This is a genomic window from Nonomuraea sp. N2-4H, from assembly GCF_045291505.1.
Classification (GTDB): Bacteria; Actinomycetota; Actinomycetes; order Streptosporangiales; family Streptosporangiaceae; genus Nonomuraea; species Nonomuraea fastidiosa.
Map to the genome: position 1 here is coordinate 8,584,941 of NZ_CP147987.1, position 18,864 is coordinate 8,603,804.

At 71.3% G+C, this 18,864-nt stretch carries 16 protein-coding genes; 4 read left to right on the forward strand and 12 right to left on the reverse strand.

Going from position 1 to position 18,864, the window contains the following annotated elements; genetic code table 11:
• Positions 1-306: 306 nt before the first annotated feature.
• The gene (locus WBK31_RS39765) at positions 307-684 is read left to right on the forward strand and encodes a VOC family protein (RefSeq protein WP_364069532.1); all 378 of its coding nucleotides are present in this window, start codon (positions 307-309) and stop codon (positions 682-684) included.
• A 506-nt stretch (positions 685-1,190) separates the two neighbouring features.
• Here WBK31_RS39765 and WBK31_RS39770 read toward each other — a convergent pair.
• Together WBK31_RS39770 and WBK31_RS39775 are read right to left on the reverse strand one after the other, a co-directional pair.
• Entirely contained in the window at positions 1,191-2,057 is an 867-nt protein-coding gene (locus WBK31_RS39770) for an LLM class F420-dependent oxidoreductase (RefSeq protein WP_406674082.1), read from the reverse strand.
• Between the two features lie 19 nt (positions 2,058-2,076).
• Positions 2,077-2,682 (reverse strand): TetR/AcrR family transcriptional regulator, encoded by a 606-nt coding sequence (locus tag WBK31_RS39775; protein ID WP_406674083.1) that lies wholly within the window; start codon positions 2,680-2,682, stop codon positions 2,077-2,079.
• A gap of 145 nt (positions 2,683-2,827) precedes the next feature.
• Between WBK31_RS39775 and WBK31_RS39780 the strand changes: the two genes are divergently transcribed.
• Positions 2,828-3,346 carry a DinB family protein gene (locus tag WBK31_RS39780; protein WP_378785312.1) on the forward strand — a complete coding sequence of 173 codons (519 nt, stop codon included), beginning with the start codon at positions 2,828-2,830 and terminating at the stop codon, positions 3,344-3,346.
• Positions 3,347-3,439: 93 nt separating this feature from the next.
• Here WBK31_RS39780 and WBK31_RS39785 read toward each other — a convergent pair whose 3' ends face one another.
• Positions 3,440-5,830, reverse strand: coding sequence for an FtsX-like permease family protein (locus tag WBK31_RS39785; RefSeq protein WP_406674084.1), 2,391 nt, complete (start codon positions 5,828-5,830; stop codon positions 3,440-3,442).
• A gap of 116 nt (positions 5,831-5,946) precedes the next feature.
• On the opposite strand from WBK31_RS39785, the gene WBK31_RS39790 reads away from it, so the two are divergent.
• Positions 5,947-6,405: a nuclear transport factor 2 family protein gene (locus tag WBK31_RS39790; RefSeq protein ID WP_378785304.1), complete on the forward strand. Its 459-nt coding sequence runs from the start codon at positions 5,947-5,949 to the stop codon at positions 6,403-6,405.
• On the opposite strand, the gene WBK31_RS39795 is transcribed toward WBK31_RS39790, so the two are convergent.
• The 4 genes from WBK31_RS39795 to WBK31_RS39810 all read right to left on the reverse strand — a co-directional run bounded on the left by WBK31_RS39795 (position 6,321) and on the right by WBK31_RS39810 (position 10,943).
• Positions 6,321-7,253 (reverse strand): ankyrin repeat domain-containing protein, encoded by a 933-nt coding sequence (locus tag WBK31_RS39795; RefSeq protein WP_406674085.1) that lies wholly within the window; start codon positions 7,251-7,253, stop codon positions 6,321-6,323. The two genes, WBK31_RS39790 and WBK31_RS39795, sit on opposite strands and share 85 nt — an antisense overlap.
• A 228-nt stretch (positions 7,254-7,481) precedes the next feature.
• The gene (locus WBK31_RS39800; protein WP_364069546.1) at positions 7,482-9,311 is read right to left on the reverse strand and encodes a rhamnogalacturonan lyase; all 1,830 of its coding nucleotides are present in this window, start codon (positions 9,309-9,311) and stop codon (positions 7,482-7,484) included.
• 210 nt (positions 9,312-9,521) lie between these two features.
• On the reverse strand, positions 9,522-9,998 hold the full coding sequence (locus WBK31_RS39805; RefSeq protein WP_364069548.1) for a GNAT family N-acetyltransferase: 477 nt from the start codon (positions 9,996-9,998) through the stop codon (positions 9,522-9,524).
• Positions 9,999-10,043: 45 nt separating this feature from the next.
• Positions 10,044-10,943 (reverse strand): hypothetical protein, encoded by a 900-nt coding sequence (locus WBK31_RS39810; protein ID WP_406674086.1) that lies wholly within the window; start codon positions 10,941-10,943, stop codon positions 10,044-10,046.
• A 160-nt stretch (positions 10,944-11,103) separates the two neighbouring features.
• On the opposite strand from WBK31_RS39810, the gene pip reads away from it, so the two are divergent.
• Positions 11,104-12,054, forward strand: coding sequence for a prolyl aminopeptidase (gene pip, locus WBK31_RS39815; RefSeq protein ID WP_364069552.1), 951 nt, complete (start codon positions 11,104-11,106; stop codon positions 12,052-12,054).
• A 179-nt stretch (positions 12,055-12,233) separates the two neighbouring features.
• Here pip and WBK31_RS39820 read toward each other — a convergent pair whose 3' ends face one another.
• The 5 genes from WBK31_RS39820 to WBK31_RS39840 all read right to left on the reverse strand — a co-directional run bounded on the left by WBK31_RS39820 (position 12,234) and on the right by WBK31_RS39840 (position 18,862).
• Positions 12,234-13,412 (reverse strand): Cmx/CmrA family chloramphenicol efflux MFS transporter, encoded by a 1,179-nt coding sequence (locus tag WBK31_RS39820; protein ID WP_364069553.1) that lies wholly within the window; start codon positions 13,410-13,412, stop codon positions 12,234-12,236.
• Positions 13,413-13,807: 395 nt separating this feature from the next.
• Positions 13,808-14,596, reverse strand: coding sequence for an alpha/beta fold hydrolase (locus tag WBK31_RS39825; protein WP_364069555.1), 789 nt, complete (start codon positions 14,594-14,596; stop codon positions 13,808-13,810).
• Between the two features lie 405 nt (positions 14,597-15,001).
• The gene (locus WBK31_RS39830) at positions 15,002-15,937 is read right to left on the reverse strand and encodes a DUF5996 family protein (RefSeq protein WP_364069557.1); all 936 of its coding nucleotides are present in this window, start codon (positions 15,935-15,937) and stop codon (positions 15,002-15,004) included.
• Positions 15,938-16,020: 83 nt separating this feature from the next.
• The gene (locus tag WBK31_RS39835; RefSeq protein ID WP_364069559.1) at positions 16,021-17,214 is read right to left on the reverse strand and encodes a hypothetical protein; all 1,194 of its coding nucleotides are present in this window, start codon (positions 17,212-17,214) and stop codon (positions 16,021-16,023) included.
• A gap of 112 nt (positions 17,215-17,326) precedes the next feature.
• Complete coding sequence (locus WBK31_RS39840) at positions 17,327-18,862, reverse strand: dolichyl-phosphate-mannose--protein mannosyltransferase (protein ID WP_378785294.1); 1,536 nt, start codon at positions 18,860-18,862, stop codon at positions 17,327-17,329.
• Positions 18,863-18,864: the final 2 nt, after the last annotated feature.

An 18,864-nucleotide genomic window follows, 5' to 3' on the forward strand; every position in this document is an offset into this window, starting at 1 on the left:
GAGGCCGCTTCCGAGAGATCGGAAGCGGCCTTCTGCGTTCCTGGGTGACTACCTGAGTGTCTATGTGTCCTGCCGGCGGTCGCCTGCCGCCTTCGTCCTGAAGTTCACGGTGGGGCTTGAGAGCAGCCGCGCAGCGCCTCGGCATGGCCAGGGTACGGCGGGACTTCTTGGTCTTGGTGTCGCCTCCTTCTCGGACGGTGCGCCAGACCATGATGGACGGCGGTGTGCTGTCCGGGTTGACGTGCGACCAGGTGAGCGCCCGTAGTTCCTCCGTGTGAATTGACCACCAAGCCGAAAGGGACATAGATGGCGGTATTGCGGGAGATCGTGTTCCACTGTGAGCGGCCGTCTGCGCTGGCCCGCTTCTGGGCACAAGCGCTGGACGGATACGAGGTACGACCCTACGACGAGGCGGAGATCGAACGGCTCGCCAGCCTGGGCCGAACACCCGAGACCGATCCCAACGTGGCCGTGGACGGCCCTGGGCCGATTCTGTTCTTCAGCGAAGTCCCTGAGACTGGAAACCCCGGCAACCGCATCCACCTCGATCTCATCGCCGCCGACCGGTCGGCTGAAGTCGAACGGCTGATCACGCACGGCGCATCGATGGTGCGCGAGTTCGACTCCTGGACGATCATGAGAGACCCGGAGGGCAACGAATTCTGCGTCGCTGACCCACGCTGAGGTCACAAGCCGGAACGGCCAGAGGAAAGCGATCATCCCTCGGGCGGGAAGCGATCTTCAAGGCTTACCTCCCGTACCTGGTCAGACCAACTCGTGAACACCCCACCCAGGCCGAAGGTCGCTTCCGAGAGGTCGGGAGCGGCCTTCGGCGTTGCCGGGTGACCGACTGAGCGACCATCGGCTCAGGTGCGACGATGATCACCATGTCGAAGCTCGAGTGCTCCTACGGGGCACCGGAGCGCGGGTGGTCTGTGGTCAGCATCGGCATTGAACCGGATCGTGCCCAATCCCGTCGTCCCGTGGGGTCGTTCCCACACCGAACGTCACGCACGTGCGTTACACCGTCAACGGGCGTGCGCCGCTCGTACTCGACGACCGGGGAAGCGGCGGACCGGCGCCGGCGCGGCAGAACGCTGCGGGGTGACCGCGGTGGCGTGCAGGCGGTGCCGCTGTGCTGCCGGGCGCGGAGGACGTCTCCCGGTGGAGCGCCGCCCGCGATGTTCCGGTCAGGTGAGCCGGCGCGCGGCCTGGGCGACGGTGTCCACGGTCTCGGGGGTCCAGGGTCCGGTGGTGAGGACGACGACGTGGTCGATGCCGAGCGGGGTGAAGGCCGCGCAGCGGTCCGCGAAGGCGGCGGCGCTCTCGCCCGGCTGGAGCCGGGTCGCCATGATCTTCTCGATCTCCTCGTACGGCCGCCCTATCCCTTCGCACAGCCCTCGCAGCACCGCCAGTTTGCGGCGCGTGGTCTCGCCGCCGTCGGGGGTGTCGAAGACGTTGCAGGCGTCGGCGTAGCGGGCGACCAGCGGCAGCGTACGCTTCTCGCCGGTGCCGCCGATGAGGATCGGCGGATGCGGACGGGAGACCGGCAGGGGGCTGCAGACCGGGGTGTTCAGGGCGTAGTGCTTCCCACGGTAGGGCCGGGTGTCGCCCGTCCACAGCCGCAGCGCGATCTGCAGCGTCTCCTCCAGCCGGTCGAACCGCTCGGGCAGCGGCGGCAACGGCAGGCCCATCGCGGTCGCCTCGTCGGCCTGGTAACCGGCGCCGATGCCGAACAGGGCCCGCCCGCCGGAGATCACGTCGAGCGTGGTGACGGCCTTGACCAGCAGTGCGGGCGGGCGGAACGTGGCCGCGCTGACCAGCGTGCCCAGGCGGATGCGCGAGGTGCGCGCGGCGAGGTAGCCGAGGGTGGTCCAGGACTCCAGCATCTCGGTCTCGTGCGGGCGGGCGCCGTACGGGTCGGTCTGCAGCACGTGGTCGGCGACCCAGAGCGCGTCCAGGCCGCCCGCGTCGGCGGCCTCTGCGATCTCGCCCAGCCGTTCGGCCATGGTGCCGTCGCGCCAGGAGAAGTTGGTCACGCTGATGCTCGTCTTCACTCTCCGGGTTCCTCTCCGATCATGCGCTGAGACCTCGGCGGAGCAGGGCGTAGCCGCTTCGGGTACGGGCGGCGACGCGGTCCGCGAGCGCCTGCCCGGTGGCGCCGGCGAGCACCTGTTCCCGGGTGTAGGCGACGAGGGACTTGTGGACGCCGAGGATCAGGTGAGCCGCCGTCGCCGCGTGCTCGCCCAGCGCGGTGGTGCGCGCGATCACCTCGGCGAGTGCGGTCGCGGCGTGGTCGTAGGAGGCTCGCTCGCGCGCGAGCAGCGCGGGGCTGGCGGCGATCATGCGGCTGATCCCGGCCAGCCGCTCATCGCCCTCGGCCGACAGCGACGTGGGCTCCTGGTCCAGCAGGAACGCTTCGGTGGCGTCCACGACTCCTTGCCCGTCCGGCCGGTGCTCGATGGCAGCGATCAGGCGGGTCCAGAACCGGTCGAGCCGCTCGAAGACCAGGTCTTCCTTCGTGCGGAAGTAGTTGAACACGGTCGCGTCGGACACCCCCGCCGCGCGCGCGACCTCGGCGACCGTGACCTCGTCGAACCCGCGGGCCAGGAACAGCTCAAGGGCCGTGTCGGCGATCGCGGCACGGGTGCGCTGCTTCTTCAGCTCGCGGAGCCCGCTCACGCCGCGGCCAGGGGGCTCGCGTGCAGCTCGGCCTTATCGACGCGGGCCTGCGCCGCGCGCACGTCGTCCATGGCTAACCTCCTCAAGCCTGGGGCACTCAAGCTTAGAGTAACTCTAAATTTAGAGACGCCGTAAGATTGGTCTCATGGTCTGGACCGCTCCTCCTGTCACCCGTGCCGACGAGCCCTTCGTCGCCGGCGAGCGCGCGATGCTGGAAGGGTTCCTCGACTGGCATCGCGGCACGCTGCTGCACAAGTGCGCCGGGCTCACCGCGGAGCAGCTTGCCGAGCGGGCGCTGCCGCCGTCCAAGCTGTCCCTGCTCGGCCTCGTACGCCACCTCACCGACGTCGAGCGCACCTGGTTCCGCCGCCGCTTCGCGGGCGAGCCGATACCCAGCCTCTACAGCAGCCCCGAGAAGCCGGACGCGGCCTTCGACGAGGCCGATCCCGCGCGTGCGGAGGAGGACCTGGCCGCGCTGGTCGCCGAGCAGGAGGCCGCGCGCAAGGCCGTCGCGGGACTCTCGCTGGATGCGATCTTCGACAGCCCGCGCTGGGGGCCGATGTGCCTGCGCTGGGCGTACGTCCACATGAACGGCGAGTACGCCCGCCACAACGGTCACGCCGACATGCTGCGCGAGCACATCGACGGCAGCACCGGGACATAGCGGTCATCCGGCGCCCGAGGCGACCCGGCAGCTCGCGAGCCGCGCGCGGCGGCGGGTCAGGGGCAGGGGCGCCGCCGCCGCGACGCTCGTCGTCTAACCGCCGAGATCGACCGGCAGGTCTCCCGCGTACGGCGACAGGTCGACCGCCGGCCCCAGCACGTACGGCAGCAGCACGCCCAGCCCCAGCCCGGCCACGGCGGTGACGAGCACCACGGGCAGGACCTCCAGCACGGTCAGCCGCCGCGCCTGCCGGTCCGACAGCCCCAGCGTGCGCAGGAACGACACCGCCCTGGCCCGCTCCGGCGCGCCGACGAGCAGCGCCAGGACGACGGCGATCAGCGCGTACGCCGCCAGCGCGGCCGTCACCACCACGAACGACCGGCGGACCGCGCTCGTCAGCGGATCGTCCCTGATGGCGGCCAGCTCCGAGTCCTGGGACGTGACGGTGCCCGAAGGGACCAGGCGGGCCAGCTCGGACAGAGCGGCGTTCCCGTCGATGAGCAGCGTGTTCACGGCGGGACGGAGCTGCACGCCGATGGGCACGACCAGGAAACGGCCCTCGTCGAAGAAGCCGGGCACGGACTCGACGACGCCGCGCACGGGCAGCTTCAGCCGGGACTGCCAGCCGATCTCCAGCGTGTCCCGGCCCCGGAGGGCCGGTGAGACGAGCACCCCGTCGGTCAGGGCGGGCAGTCCGACCGGGGCGTCGTGCAGGATGCGCCGCCACTGGGCGACGTCCACGGCGATGGCCTGGGCACGCTCGCCGCCGTACCCGATCTGCACCTCGCCGGTCTGCGCGAGCACCACCTCACGCACCCCTGGGGTTGTACGGACGCGCTCGATCGCGTCCTGGGGGATCTCGATGTCAGAGGTGATCTTGATGGGTGCGCCGGTGCGCTGCCAGGACGCCAGCCACTGCGTACGGGCGACATCGTCGGAGACCACCGCCGCGAACACCGACACCCCCAGCGCGGGCAGCAGGATCAGCACCGGCAGCACCCCGGCGGGACGCGCCCTCGCCGCCCTGGTCAGCCCCAGGAACGGCACCGCCGCCCGGCTCCGCGCGACCAACCGGACGGCCAGCCGCAGCGGATACGGGTAGCAGCGCAGCAGGACCAGCGCCACCGCCACCGTCAGCGCGACCGGCATCACCAGCAGGAACGGATCCTGCCCCGTGGCCTCGCCCAGCCCGCGGGCCCGCAGCAGGTACGCCCCCGCCAGCGCCAGCACCACGACCAGCACCTCCAGCGTCACGCGCCGGGCGGTCGGGCGGGCGGCGACCAGGTCGTCACGCCGTTCGCGCAGCGGCAGGCGGTGTACGAACGCCGGGCGCAGTGCGGCGTACCCGATGGCCGCGAGCACCACGAGCGGCGGCCCGGCGTGCACGATCGGCGGCACGGGGCCCGGCACGAGGAAGGACAGCGCGTACCCGGCCGCGGCGGCGGGCACCACCGCGATCCCCGTCAGCGCGGCGGGCACGGCGACCACCTGCCGCAGCGCGCCACCTCGCGCCCGCACCAGCGCCAGCGTGCCTTCGAGCCGCTCGGCCAGGAGGTGGACGGCCAGCACGATCACGCCCGCCGCGACCGCGAGGAGGCCGCCGAGCACCAGGTACATCACGGTCTGCGCGGTGGACAGCGCGGCGAGGAAGTCGCGCAGCAGCTTGGGCAGGCCGGTCTGGAGATGGACCAGCCCATTCGACCGCAGGCCCACGGCGCGGCCGAAGCCGGCGACCGCCGTCCGCATGTCGGTCACGGCCGACGCGGCGGCGGCCTCCGCGTTCACCGGCAGGACCCAGCGGTAGGTCAGGAAGCGTCCCTCGCCGCTCAGCGCGCTCAGCCCGGCGTCGGAGATCAGCGCGGTGACGTGCTTCTCCAGCGGGCGCAGGCTCCGTACGCGCAGGACGTCCACATTGTGCGACCAGTAGCGGTCGCCGGGGTCCCTGGCGCGGAAGACGCCGACGATCTTCGCGGCGGCGTAGTCGCTCTCACCGATGACCTTCGTCTGGCCCAGTCGCAGGTCCATCTCCTTCAGGGCCTCCTCGACGACCCCCACCTCGAACACGGGGATCGTGCGGCCCTCGTACCGCATCGCCGACGGCGCGCCGGGCGGCCGCCCCGCGACCCAGGTCACGCGCCGGTCGGCGTCGGAGAGCCAGCCCAGGTTCAGGTAGGCGTGGCCGCTCGTGCCGGTGATCGGCGTGAGGTGCGTCTTGGCGCTCATGTGGCCGCCGGACACCAGCCGGCGCAGCGGCGCGGGCAGGGCCTCGCGCCAGAGGCGGTCGCGGGCGGCGAACTCGCGGCGTTCGTGCAGGTCGTGCTCGCGGGCCCGGACCTCCTGGGCCACCGTCAGGTCGGCCAGCTCGGCGGGCGCGGCGGTCAGCTTGCGGTGCAGCGCCTCGTCGTACGACGCCTGCAAGGCCCTGGGCAGGCCCGCGACGAGCAGGCACGCGCTGGACGTCAGCACGAGGAGCACGATCATCATGGCTCTGTGCTCCCGCGCGAGTAACCAGATCCGCACCGCTCCTCCCGACGGCCGAGCCGTTGATCGCCATTCTCGTCCAGGGATGTCGAGAACGCCCGGACCGCTCCGACCTTTCCATGACTCATACCGAACGCCAAGGAGCGGACTTCGGCCACTTCCACCTGACCGGCAAGGACGCCTACGACAAGGCCATCGACGGCCCGCCCGAGTTCATCGACCCGCCCCACCTGGAGGTGGTGCGCGTGGTCGAGCAGGGCGACGTCGTCATGACGGAGCTCAGGGGGACGGTGCGGCGCGCGTCGGGCGGCGAGATGCGCATGTCGAACGCGGAGGTGTTCGTCATGCGAGACGGCAAGATCGCCGAACGCCGCGCCTGGGTCATCGAACTGGAGGAGAACGACTACCGCCGAGGAGCGCCGGAACACGGCCGACCCAGGGCCGGGGCCGGGCCCGCCACCCGGCCCCTACGCGGGCAGACGCACCGGGGCCGTCAGTCTTCTGGGAACGCGTACCACTCGGCGGTCTCGGCGGTGAGGGAGTCGGCGTCGGCAGGGCGAAGGCCCGCTCCCGCGTAGCAGTAGGGCACCGGTGCGCCCTGGTAGAGGTAGGTCGCGAGGATCTCCTCGGCCGAGGATTCCGGCTCGACATAGCCGCCGCCTGGATGTGTGTCCCAGGCGACGACGCTGCCGTCGCGGGCCACGGCACCCTGGTCGCCGCTCTTGGGGTTGGCGAACATGGCGTAGCAGACGGTGCCGGCCGACAGGCGCTCGATGACGTCCGTGTCGGAGGCGTGGTAGCCCCACGGCTGGACGACGACGCAGCCGCCCGGCACGTCGGAGAGGCGGACGAGGTATTCGTACTCCTCGGCCCAGGGGTCTTCCCAGACCTCCTCCAGGTCGATGTCGGCCGGCTCCAGGCCCAGGCGCCGGACCGCCTCAGCGGCGGTGATGCCGCCCACGCAGGCGATGCTGGCTCCGTCGTCGAGCTGCGGCTCCAGCGAGTCGAGGAGCCGCCGCGCCTCCGCGATGGCGGCGGTCTCGGCGGAGGTCAGTGAGAGGCCTGTCGGCCCGAACAGGTCAGGGGTGCGGGTGATCAGGGCGAGCCGCGCGGGGGACCAGCCGTTCATCATCGGACGTAACGGGTCCGCCCCCGCGGCGACGAGGGCGCGGGCGTTGTCGGGGCGGTCGTGGAAGACGGCCGTCCATAACGCGGTGCGGCCTTCGTGTTCGGCGTCGACGTCGCCGACGCGCCGGGCCAGCTCGGCGACCACTTCGGGCGAACCGTCCTCGGCCGCCATGTGAAGGGGACGTTCGAAGGAGAACACTCCCTGCTCCGGATCGGCGCCCGCGTCGAGACGGGATCGGACGAGGGCGAGGTCCTGCCAGTCGACGCCGTGCCAGCCTGGTCCGTGGGCGGTGGTCATGAGCGCTCCTTGAGAGGTGTACGGGGTCTGTCGGAGGCCGATCATGGCGTACGGGACCGACAAAATGGCCCGCCCTCGAGGTGTGGCCGTGGTCTTCTTCCTGGGCATCCGCCCCCGCGTGACCGCCCTGGCCGCACTCGGCGTCCTGCTCCTCGCCTGAGACGGCTGAGGGTGGCACCGGTACGCGCCGGTGCCACCCGTTAGAGAGTCATGCCACCCGTTAGAGAGTCAGCGGACGTAGATGTCGGGGCGGGGCGGGGTGGGCATGCGGTCGCCGAGGAAGAAGCCGGTGTGCGGAGGCTGGTTGTACGCGGTGTTCTGCCAGGCCACGGAGACGCGGTAGAGCGGGTCGTGCATCAGCGTGTAGATGCGCCGGTCCGTGGGCGTGGGGGTGGAGTAGATGCGCAGGGCGCGGTTGTCGGAGGTGGGCCAGATGACCTCCTCGCGCCAGTCGCCGAGGATGTCGGCCGACAGCGACGGGGTGGCCTTGGTGCCGTTGTTGGAGTGGACGCCGGAGGCGGTCAGCAGGCGGGTGTCGCCGTCGGTGCCGTACTTGTCGATGTGGGTCTGGTCGAGCAGCTCGCGTACGGGGTCGCCGTCCCACCAGATGAGGAAGTTGATCGAGGACGGCTTGCGGCCGGCGTTGTTGCCGGTGACGCTGCGCAGGTTGCCGTCGGCGGCCGACCAGAATTCACTGGCCACCCTGACCGTCGAGATGTCGCCCGCGACGCCGCGCCCGTTGTCGGAGCCGGACGAGGTGGACCACAGGATCTGGCCGTTGCGCGGGTCGATGTAGAGTGAGCCGGGCTGCGAGGTGGACTCGCTGACCTTGAAGTACTCCAGGCCGGACCTGGCCGGGTCGAAGTCGCCGAGGTGCTGGGCGTCGCCGTGGCCGGTGCGGGTGGACCACATGCCGGCGCCGTTGTCGTCCACGGCCATGGCGCCGTACACGATCTCGTCGCGGCCGTCCTGGTCGATGTCGCCGACGGACAGGCTGTGGCTGCCCTGGCCGGCGTACTGGGAGCCGGAGTTGTTGCTGTCGAACGTCCAGCGCTTGGTGAGCGAGCCGTTGCGGAAGTCCCAGGCGGCGATGACGCTGCGGGTGTAGTAGCCGCGCGCCATGATCAGCGACGGGCGCGCGCCGTCCAGGTACGCGGTCCCGGCGAGGAACCGGTCCACCCGGTTGCCGTAGTTGTCGCCCCAGGAGGAGACGTTGCCGCGCGGCGGGTCGTAGTCGACGGTGGACATCGCGGCGCCGGTCTCGCCGTTGAACATGGTGAGGTACTCGGGGCCGGACAGGATGTAGCCGCTGGAGTTGCGGTAGTCGGCGCTCGCGTTGCCGATGACGGTGCCGCGGCCGTCCCTGGTGCCGTCGGCGGTCTTCATGGCGACCTCGGCCTTGCCGTCGCCGTCGTAGTCGTAGACCTGGAACTGGGTGTAGTGGGCGCCGGCGCGGATGTTGCGGCCCAGGTCGATACGCCACAGGCGGGTGCCGTCGAGGCGGTAGGCGTCGATGAAGACGTTGCCGGTGTAGCCGGACTGGGAGTTGTCCTTGGCGTTGGACGGGTCCCACTTGAGCACGATCTCGTACCGGCCGTCGCCGTCGAGGTCGCCGACGGAGGCGTCGTTGGCGCTGTAGGTGTAGGAGACGCCGTCGGGGGTGGTGCCGCCGGACGGCGGCTGGATCGGTACGTCGAGGTAGGAGCCGCCGGTGAAGCGGATCGAGGCGGGTGAGGCGGGCTGCTCGGTGCCGCCGACGACGGCCCGCACGGTGTAGGAGGCGTCGGCGGGGGCGCCGTTGTCGAGGTAGTTGGTGCCGCCGCTCAGCCCGGAGGCGATCCGGGTGGAGCCGCGGTAGAGGTTGAACGTGACGCCGTCGGGGTCGGTGCCGAGCAGCCGCCAGGAGACCAGGTTGCCGGACCCGGAGCGTACGCTGATCAGCCCCCGGTCGAGGTCCTCCATCTGCTTGGCGGAGGCGGCGTGCACGGGTGCGGGTGCGGTGGTGGCGGTGGCGGTCAGGGCGAGTACGGCGGCCGCGGCGGCCAGGCTTAAGCGCATGGTGGTGTCCTTTGCTCGTGGTAAGCGCTTTCCCAAGGGGCGAAAAGAAAGTTTCATGCGGTGGTACGGCGACGTGGTAGCGCTAACACAGCTGCGCCGACGCTGGGAGAGTGGGCTTGACCTGCGGAGACGGTCACGGAGACTCCTCATCTGAGCGGGGAACGGGTGGGGCGTGGTTCGCGCGTATTAAAACCACCGGCCGCCACCGGCTCAAGACCCGTTCTGCAACTCCCAGCGGATCTCGCCGTCCTGCATTCGCCCGCTCGGACGCAGCCCGGCCGCGGCGGCGACCGCCTGGGAGGCGGCGTGCTCGGGGTGGATGTGCGCGATCACCGTGTCCACCTCGTCAAGGAGCCGCCCGACCAGCGCTACGGCGGCCTCCTTGGCCAGGCCGCGGCCCTGCCACGGGGTGCCGACCACCCAGGCGACCTCGGCCGTACGGCCCTCGACGGTCGCCTGCACGTAACCGACCAGCCGGTCCTCCGCGCGCAGCCGCAGCACCCAGTTGCGCCAGCCGGCCGGACCCGCGGCCAGCCGCGCGTAGCGGGCGCGCAGCTCGAGCGCGGTCAGCGGGGAGCCGCCGGTGAACTCGTGCAGCGCCGGATCGGAGAGCACGCCGGCCATCTCGCCGGCGTGCTCGGGCAGCAGGGGCACGAGGGTGAGCCGGTCGGTGTCGATGGTCTCCATTTCCCCACCATAGGGGGAGATGTCGAACGTGGCAGTCCCTCCGGCTCAGAGCGCCAGCAGCTCGTCGAACACGCGGATGATGCCGAGCGAGTCCAGGACCGACACGGTGGTGGACGACTGCGACACCTGGTCCGGCTGGACGCAGAACAGCGGGCTGGCGAGCACCGTGTCGACCAGGCGCGGCACGCCGATCACGTCGAACAGGGTGTCCGACGTCTGCGCGGAAGCGGGCCTGGTGGTGGCGGGGCAGATCGGCTTGGTGGTGACGAGCGCCTCGAAGTACTGGGTGACGGGCGAGACTTCGGTCTCCTGCGTGCGGGCTCCGGTCTCCTGCGTGCGGGCTTCGGTCTCCTGCGTGCGGGCCTCGGGCTCCGCCGTACGCGGCGAGGCTCCCTGCGTACGCGGCTGCGCGCCCTGGAGCAGCGCGCTGCGGGCGCAGGCGATGGCCCGGTCGACGAGCGCTTCCAGCATGGATTCCACACGTGAGGAGGGCGTGGCGGGCTCTCCGGCCGCCGCAGGGCTCAGCGCCGGCGGCGGGGTCACGGTCGGTGACGGCGTGGCGGTGGGTGTGGGGAACGGCAGCGGCGGCAGGCTGGGCGAGGGGACCGGCGGCAGCGGCGTCGGCCCGGCTGCGGACAGCGGCACGGCCTCGCCGGCGGCAGCGGATTCGATCTCGCCGGCGGTAGCGGATTCGATCGCGTCGCCCGGCGCGAAAAAGCCCGCGAGCGAGGTGCCGGCGACGATCGACTCCATGAGGCCCCGGACGTCGTCGGTGGTCACGGTCCCGCTCAGCGGCGGTGGCGGCGACACGTTGACCTTGACGCCGTCGATGTCGCTGCACTGTGCGCGGGTGACGGCCGGGTCGTCCTCCGCGTGCGCCGTCGCGGCGGGCGCGAGCAGCGCGGCGGACGTGGCGGTCAGCACGGCGATAGCCTGCCTGTACATGTTGCTCCCCAAGAGTGATGATCGGCTATTCGTTGCGATCATTACCCTTAGTGGCGGTTCGATTACTCCATAGTTGGATCTAGCCCTCTTTACCGGTGATCGGGGACATCGCCGTACCGATATATTCGGACGTTCCCGAAACCAGAGAAAGGAGCCTCCCTTGCATCCCCCGATCGAGCCGTACGACCACGGCCTGCTCGACACCGGCGACGGCAACCGCATCTACTGGGAGACCTGCGGCAACCCGGACGGCAAGCCCGTGCTGGTCGTGCACGGCGGGCCCGGATCGGGGTGCTCGACCGGCGCGCGCCGCAGGTTCGACCCTGAGCTGTTCCGTACGGTCCTGTTCGACCAGCGCAACTGTGGCCGCAGCCTGCCGCACGCCGCCGACCACGACACCGACCTGACCAACAACACCACCCACCACCTCATCGCCGACATGGAGCGGCTGCGCGAGCACCTCGGCATCGACAAGTGGCTGCTGTACGGGGGTTCGTGGGGATCGACGCTGATCCTCGCGTACGCCGAGACCTATCCCGAGCGCGTCTCGGAGATCATCATCACCGGCGTCACCATGACCCGCCGCTCCGAGACCGACTGGCTCTACCGGGGCGTCGGCCGCTTCTTCCCTGAGGCGTGGGAGCGGTTCCGGCAGGGCGTGCCGCCGGAGGACCGCGACGGCGACCTCGTGAGCGCCTACGCGCGGCTGCTCAACGACCCCGACCCGAAGGTCCGCGAGCGCGCCGCCATCGACTGGGTCACCTGGGAAGACGCCGTGATCTCGATGGAGGTCAACGGCGCGCCCGGCGCCTACAGCGGCCGCCCGCCGCGCGACGTGATGGCCCTGACCAGGATCTGCTCGCACTACTTCGCCAACGGCGCCTGGCTTGAGGAGGGCGTGCTGCTGCGCAACGCCCACCGGCTGGCCGGCATCCCCGGCGCGCTCATCCACGGCCGCCTCGACCTGAGCAGCCCGGTCCAGACGGCCTGGGAGCTGGTCCAGGTCTGGCCGGACGCCGAGCTGACCGTCATCGGGGACGCGGGACACACCGGTAGCGGGGCGTTCAAGCAGGCGGTGGACGCCGCCATCGAGCGCTTCACGCCCCGCTGACCCCCGTCAGAGCGGCGGCCCCAGCGTGAAGTAGCGGTCGATCAGCGCGGCGTCCCCGCGCCCGGCCAGCCCGACATGTCGGGCGCCGCCTCGGTGTGGGCGACCTCGGTGATGTCGGGAGGGTCCTTGCGGCCTTCCCTGATGACGACGGCCACCGTGCGGTGCCTCTTGCATGATCCTCACTCTGCCCGGGCGGGCAGGTGGGTCGGCACCTGGGTTCGCGGCCGGCTGAGGAACGGGCGGGTGGCGGCGGCGATGAGCAGCGCCAGCGCCACCAGCCCGGCGCTCACCCACAGCGGCGCGCGGAAGCCGAGCCCCGCGTCCATCGCCAGGCCGCCCATCCAGGGGCCGAGCACCGCGCCGACGTTGAGCGCCGCCGTGGCGAAGCCCCCGGCCAGCGTGGGCGCGCCGGTGGCGGCGTACAGGACCTGGGAGATGAGCGTCGAGCCGACCGCGAACGACAGCGTCCCCTGGACGAAGACCAGCGCCACCGCCGGCCACGGCGCCCCGGCCACCAGGCCGAAGACCGCCCATCCCGCGCCCAGCGCGAGCCCGCCGGGCACCAGCAGCGCCATGGGACGCGTGTCGGCGAGCCGCCCGCTGATCGTCACCCCGGCGAACGAGCCGAGCCCGAACAGCGCGAGCAAGCCGGGCAGCCACGCCTGGCCGATCCCGGTGACGCCGGTGAGCAGCGGCGCGAGGTAGGTGAACGTGCTGAACGTGGCCCCGTTCACCAGCGCGGCCAGCAGCAGGAGCAGCAGCAGGCGGGGCCGGCGCAGGGCCCGCGCCTCACCGCGTACGGTGCCGCCGGGAGCGCCGCCCGGCACCGACCGCAGCACCGCGACGATCGCCGGCACCAGCGCCAGCGCGACGGCCCAGAAGGCCGAGCGCCACCCCCACAGCCCGCCGAGCGCGGCGCCGCCGGGCACTCCCGCCACGCAGGCGATCGTGACCCCGCTGAGCAGGATCGACGTGGCCCGCCCCTTGGCGTGCGGCGGGGCGAGCGCGACCGCGGTGGCCATGGCCACCGCCAGGAACCCGGCGTTGGCCAGCGCCGCCACCACGCGCGTGCCGAGCAGCACCGCGTAATCGGTGGTGACCGCGCCGACCACGTGGGCCAGCAGGAACGCGATCAGGAAGGACAGCAGCGCGGTCCTTCTGGACCAGCGCAGGCTCAGCGCCGCCGCGAGCGGCGCCCCCGCCACCATCCCGGCGGCGAAGGCCGAGGTGAGCAGCCCGGCGGCGGGAATGGACACGCCCAGCTCGCGGGCGATGCCGGGCACCAGCCCGGCCAGCATGAACTCGGACGTTCCCTGGGCGAAGACCGCCAGCCCGAGCAGGTAGATGACGAAAGGCATGAGAAACTCCGCGACCCCGATCGTGGATCGGCACAGGCAGGGCGCGCGGGAGCCCGGCTCCCGGCGCGCGGTGGACGGCCCAGGGGAGCGCCCTGGGCGAGGACCTGTGTCGCCGGTGGTCCGGAAGGCTGTACGCGTACTCGCGCTCGCGCTCGTGCTCGTGCGCGGAATCCGGCTCGGAAACGAGGCTCGGTGAGCACGGCTCGATGAGCGAGGCTCAGGCGAGCCCGACGTCGCGAGACGGGGAGATCACCCCATGCCGGAGCGGCCCCTCACCTGGAGGGGGCGATGCGGAGCAGCCACCGGACGACCGGTGGCCGGCGTCTTGACGCTTCGGGGCTGTTCACGTGCCGCAACCTAGCAACGCCGGGCCGCGGCTGTCGAATCATTTGCGCTCAACTGAGCGGGTGCCGGGCCAGGAACTCCAGCACCATCGGGCTCGCGACGTGCCGGAACTCCTCGAAGTACGCGTGCCGCGCGCCCTCGATGAGCCGCAGCTCGGCGCCGGGGATGCGCTCGGCGATCAGCGGCGCGTTGGCGGCCGGGTTGAAGACGTCGTCGGTGCCGTGGACGACGAGGGTGGGCGCGGTGATGCGGGGGAGTGCGTCCCAGGCGTCGTGCTCGGCGCTGGCGGCCAGGTGGCGGCGGCGGGCGTGGGCGGGCATGCCGGGGTCGCCGGTCGTATGGTACGGGCCGGGATGCTCGGCCAGCCAGGCGGGGGTGTACATGAGCTCAAGGAGGGCCCGCTCGGCGGCGGCGCGGTCGCGCTGGGCGAGCGATCTGCGGACCTCGTTGCCGCGCTCGACGCCGTGGGCGCCGCCGGGCGAAGTACAGCCGAGCACCAGCGCCCCGACCCTGCCGGGGTGGTCGGCGGCCAGCCACTGGGCGACCCGCCCGCCCATCGAGGTGCCGTACACGTGGGCGCGTTCCACGCCGGCGTCGTCGAGCACGGACACCACGTCGGCGGCGAACCCGCGCGTGGTGTAGGGCTCGTCCGGCTTGTCGCTTGCGCCGGTGCCGCGCCAGTCGAGCGTGATCGTCGTGTACGCGGCGTCGAAGTCGTCGCGTACGGAGTCCCACCAGCGATGCTCGTTGGCCTGACCTTGGAGCAGCACGAGCGGCTGACCATGGCCGCGGACCTGGTAGGACAGCTTCACCCCGTCGGGTGTCGTCGCGTATGGCACGCCTTCGATAGTGCCCGACGCCACATCTCGAAGAAAATTCGGGGGATGCTGTCCGGTACGCGCCTCCCGCTCCGACGCCTTGCGCGCCCGCCCCCGGCAGCGCTGCCTGCGCGGCCGGGCGGCGAGGCTCCCGGCGCAGGAATGTCCGGCGGGAAAAGACCGCTATGTCAGGGTCTGTCGAGGTGGACTTCTGAAATCTTCCGGCGTGCCAGGGAATGGAGGAGCCCCGGGTGTGGTTACATACAGCGTGGCCGGTGTGTCCAGTGTCCCCGGGCCTCACCTATTGCCTTCGCGGAATACCGTTCGGCTGGAGCCGCGTTGTGCCTTTCGCCGAGAGGCGACCTGCACACCGGTACGCATACGTCGGGCGCCCGCCCTCCTCGGAGGGCGGGCGCTCACGTGTGTTCAGGCCTCCGGCTCGTGGTAGGGGTCGGTGACGCCGCCGGGGGAGGCCAGCGCCGCCGTGTCGAGCCCGGTCAGCCGGGCGCCCGCCTGGTAGGCGCTCTCCAGGAACTCCAGCACGGTTCCCACGGGGTCGTCCATGACCCGTACGTCGTCATACCGCAGGACCGCCAGGTGGCTGCCGCGCGCCGGGATCCACTCGGCCCTGGCGGGCCGCAGCGGCTCGCGGGCCAGCCCCTCGGGCTCCGGCGCGGTGTAGGAGTAGAACGCCGGCCAGGGGCGCTCCTTGTCGCCGAACCAGAACCCCGAGCTGATCACCTCCCAGCTATAGGCCTCCCGCGTGACCGGGTCGGCCTCGGGCGAGACCTTGACGACCCGCCCGGTGAACCTGGTCACCGCGATGTCGAAGGTGTGCCAGAAGTGGTGCACCGGGCTGGTCTTGCCGGCGAACTCGGCGGCGAACCGGTCGAGGAGCTGCGCGACCTGCGACAGGATCCGCCAGTAGCGGTTGATGAGCGCCGGGTCGTAGCGGGCGTGCAGCGTGTCCTCGGCGAACGGCGTGTCGTCGCCCAGGTCGAACGGCACCGGCCGGATCTCCGGCCGGATGCCCAGCCCGGCCAGGGTGTCGAAGAGCCGCTGGTAGAAGGAGGCCACGCTCCGCCCGATCAGGCTGAACTCGGCGCTGCGGCCGTCGGAGACGTCGATCACCAGGCGGTGGCGTACGAGGTCGAAGTCGACGCAGAACAGCGGCTGCTCGCCGAGCCCGCCCATGGGCCGGGTGGTGAGCCCGCGGCCGGTCAGGTGGAACGGCACCTGCCACCAGTGGTTGCGCCGGTTGCTCGATGCCAGCCTGATCTTCCCCACGATCTGCGCGAACCTGTGAAAGGTCTCCTTGGCCTCGGTCCATTCCGCCAGCGGCATGGCCGGGAACAGCTCCATGACGGTCCCCCTCCGACATAGGGCATTTCCCGACAATCGTAACTACCGGGAGTATTCGCCCGTATGCCTGGGGTGTCGGGCCGTCACCCGGAGCTGACGTATTTCCTCGGCCGCAGCGCGTGGGCCCGCAGTGCCGCCAGCGCCGCGAGCTGGCCTGGACGGTCCATCCGCACCGCCAGCTCGTCGCTGAACGCCAGCCCCAGCGCCGTGAGCTGCGCCACCAGGTCCGTCACCGGACCCCTGACGTCGTCGACGCCGGTCGAGGGGTGCCAGCCCTCGCCGCCGACCACCTCGGCCACCCGCTCGATGAGCTTGGCCGGCGACATCAGCGTGCCGTCGGCGAGCAACATCAGCGCGGCCTCCCTGGCCGACACCTCGAACTCGTGCTCGCCCCTGGCCAGCAGCAGCCGGGTGACCGCCGTCCACATGGCCGACTTCGAGCGCAGCAGCCGCAGCCCGTAGTCGGTGATCGTGAGCTTGGCGCCGTCGCGGCGGATCGCGCCCAGCTCGCGCTCGGCCAGATCGCGCAGCCGCAGCGCCTCGGGCGACGGCGCGAGCCGCAGCGGCAGCGTCTCGCCGGACGCGGCCACCGACAGCAGCCGGTGCAGGGCCGGCAGCGGCTGCGGCGCGACGGGAGCGTGCAGCCGCACCTCGAACGGCTGCGCCAGCTCCCGCCTGGCCGGGCCGCGCCCCAGCACCCAGCGGTTGAGCCGCTCGCCGTGCACGCGGTTGAGCCAGCTGTCGCCGCCCAGCTCGGCGCGCGGCTCGGTGAGCCAGCGCCGGGTCAGCGCCGTGCGGTCGACGTCTTCGCCGGCCACGATGGCCAGCTCGAGCGCGGCGGAGCAGGCGATGTGGGCGCCCAGCTCCTCCGGCCCCATGATCATGCTCCACTGCAGCTCGGGCACGTCGGGCGGGAGCACGCCCGTGGCCTCGAGAGCCTGCTGATAGGCGCTGGTGCCGGCCTCCTCGCCCTCGGTGGCGTAGGTGCGCAGGATCTGCATCGTGGTGGGCGACACGCACAGATCGGCGTAACGGTCCATGCCGCCGAGCCGGAGCAGCTGCCCCAGCGAGCGTGCCAGCCGCTCGTGGTCGCCTCCCTGCGGGCCGACCTTGAGCGGCAACGTGTACCAGAGGAACTCGCAGACGTCGAGCTGGGTCACCGACTCCAGAGGCTCCCCGCCCGTCAGCCACTCGACGGCGGTCCTGGCCTCCTCGGCCATATCCGGTTGAGATCGCTCCAACTCGGCGAGAAGGGCGGTGACATCCGGTGCACTCATGCCTCGAAGTTTGCCGTATCGACCCCGGGCCTGACGATGACCGAAACCAGTGCGTATTGGGTCTTGCACAGCGACTACCTAAGAAATCCCTATCGAGCCGACTGTAAGATGATCATATCCACCGATTCTCGAAGAGCATGCGCGCCTTCCACTCCGTGTAGGTGATGAGCTCGCCCGTCAGCACAGGTTGCAGCCACCAGAAGTTGATCAGGGCGAGCAGCGCGAAGGCGCCGACCACGGCGGCCCCGACGGTGCGCCGCGTCGGCATGGCCCCGGTCGCCGTCGGCGTCGCGGGCCCGATGATCAGCCCCGCGCACAGCGTGATCGCCAGCACCATGAACGGCACCATGGGGATGGCGTAGAACAGGAACATCGTCCGGTTGTCGGCGATGGCGAAGTAGAACCACGGCAGCCAGCCCATCGCGTAGCTCAGCAGCACCGCCCCGGCCCGCCAGTCGCGCGAGGAGACGTACCAGGCGATGAGGGCCACCAGCGCGGCCACCGCGCCGAACCAGATCACCGGCGTGCCCACGCCGAGCACCGCCTCCGAGCAGTTGCCGGCGCCGCAGCCGCCCTTCTTGCCCTCGTAGTAGAAGGCGACGGGACGCAGCAGCAGCGGCCACGACCACGGCTCCGACATGTAGTTGTGCGGCGTCTGCAGGCCGCTGTGGAAGGTGAAGACCTGCCACTGGTACTGGATCCACGACCGCATGGAGTCGACCAGGAAGAACAGCGGGTTGCCGGTCGAGGTGGCCTGGTCCCAGTTGCGGCCGTAGCCGGAGTCGGTGGCGAACCAGCCGATCCAGGTCAGCATGTACGTCACGAACGGCACCAGGCCGAACGCCAGCGTCGCCTGCGGCACGTCCTTGTTGAACGCCCCCACGTACGGCTGACGCAGCCCGAGCGCGCGGCGGGCGCCGTAGTCCCACGCGAGCGACATGGCGGCGAACGCCACCAGGAACGCCAGCCCCGACCACTTGACCGACATCGCGAAGGCCAGGCACACCCCGGCCGCGATCCGCCACCACCTGATGCCGAGCGACGGTCCCTGCGCGGTGATCGGCGACTGCTCGTACCAGGTGGCCAGGCGTTCCCGCGCCTGGTCGCGATCGACCACGAGGCAGGCGAATGCGGCGAGCACCCAGAACATCAGGAAGATGTCGAGCAGCGCCGTGCGCGAGAGCACGAAGTGCAGGCCGTCGAGCGCCAGCAGCAGGCCCGCGAAGCAGCCGAGCAGCGTCGAGCGGGTCATCCTGCGCGCCACCCTGGCCAGGACGAGGATCGACAGCGTGCCGATCAGCGCGGCGGCGAAGCGCCAGCCGAACGGGTTGAGCCCGAAGATCCACTCGCCGGCGCCGATCATCCACTTGCCGAGCGGCGGGTGCACCACGTACGAGGCGCACTTCTCCAGCTCCTGCGGGGCGCACGACTGGAAGATGTCGGTGTTGCCGGCCATGACGGCCTCGTCGGCCTTCTTGATCGTGACATGCTCGACGCCGTGGGTGATCAGCGAGTAGGCGTCCTTCATGTAGTACGTCTCGTCGAACACCACGGCATTGGGATGGCCGAGCTGCATGAAGCGCAGGATCCCGCCGAAGAGCGTCACCAACAGCGGGCCGATCCAGCCCCACAGCACGCTGCCGCGCATGG

Excerpts from the sequence above, each read along its gene's own strand:
- WBK31_RS39800 (WP_364069546.1), bottom strand. The coding sequence starts at position 9,311 with ATGCGCTTAAGCCTGGCCGCCGCGGCCGCCGTACTCGCCCTGACCGCC.
- WBK31_RS39835 (WP_364069559.1), bottom strand. The coding sequence starts at position 17,214 with ATGAGTGCACCGGATGTCACCGCCCTTCTCGCCGAGTTGGAGCGATCT.
- WBK31_RS39785 (WP_406674084.1), bottom strand. The coding sequence starts at position 5,830 with ATGATGATCGTGCTCCTCGTGCTGACGTCCAGCGCGTGCCTGCTCGTC.
- WBK31_RS39765 (WP_364069532.1), top strand. The coding sequence starts at position 307 with ATGGCGGTATTGCGGGAGATCGTGTTCCACTGTGAGCGGCCGTCTGCG.
- WBK31_RS39790 (WP_378785304.1), top strand. The coding sequence starts at position 5,947 with ATGACTCATACCGAACGCCAAGGAGCGGACTTCGGCCACTTCCACCTG.
- WBK31_RS39810 (WP_406674086.1), bottom strand. The coding sequence starts at position 10,943 with ATGTACAGGCAGGCTATCGCCGTGCTGACCGCCACGTCCGCCGCGCTG.
- WBK31_RS39820 (WP_364069553.1), bottom strand. The coding sequence starts at position 13,412 with ATGCCTTTCGTCATCTACCTGCTCGGGCTGGCGGTCTTCGCCCAGGGA.
- WBK31_RS39840 (WP_378785294.1), bottom strand. The coding sequence starts at position 18,862 with ATGCGCGGCAGCGTGCTGTGGGGCTGGATCGGCCCGCTGTTGGTGACG.
- WBK31_RS39830 (WP_364069557.1), bottom strand. The coding sequence starts at position 15,937 with ATGGAGCTGTTCCCGGCCATGCCGCTGGCGGAATGGACCGAGGCCAAG.
- WBK31_RS39795 (WP_406674085.1), bottom strand. The coding sequence starts at position 7,253 with ATGACCACCGCCCACGGACCAGGCTGGCACGGCGTCGACTGGCAGGAC.
- WBK31_RS39780 (WP_378785312.1), top strand. The coding sequence starts at position 2,828 with ATGGTCTGGACCGCTCCTCCTGTCACCCGTGCCGACGAGCCCTTCGTC.
- WBK31_RS39805 (WP_364069548.1), bottom strand. The coding sequence starts at position 9,998 with ATGGAGACCATCGACACCGACCGGCTCACCCTCGTGCCCCTGCTGCCC.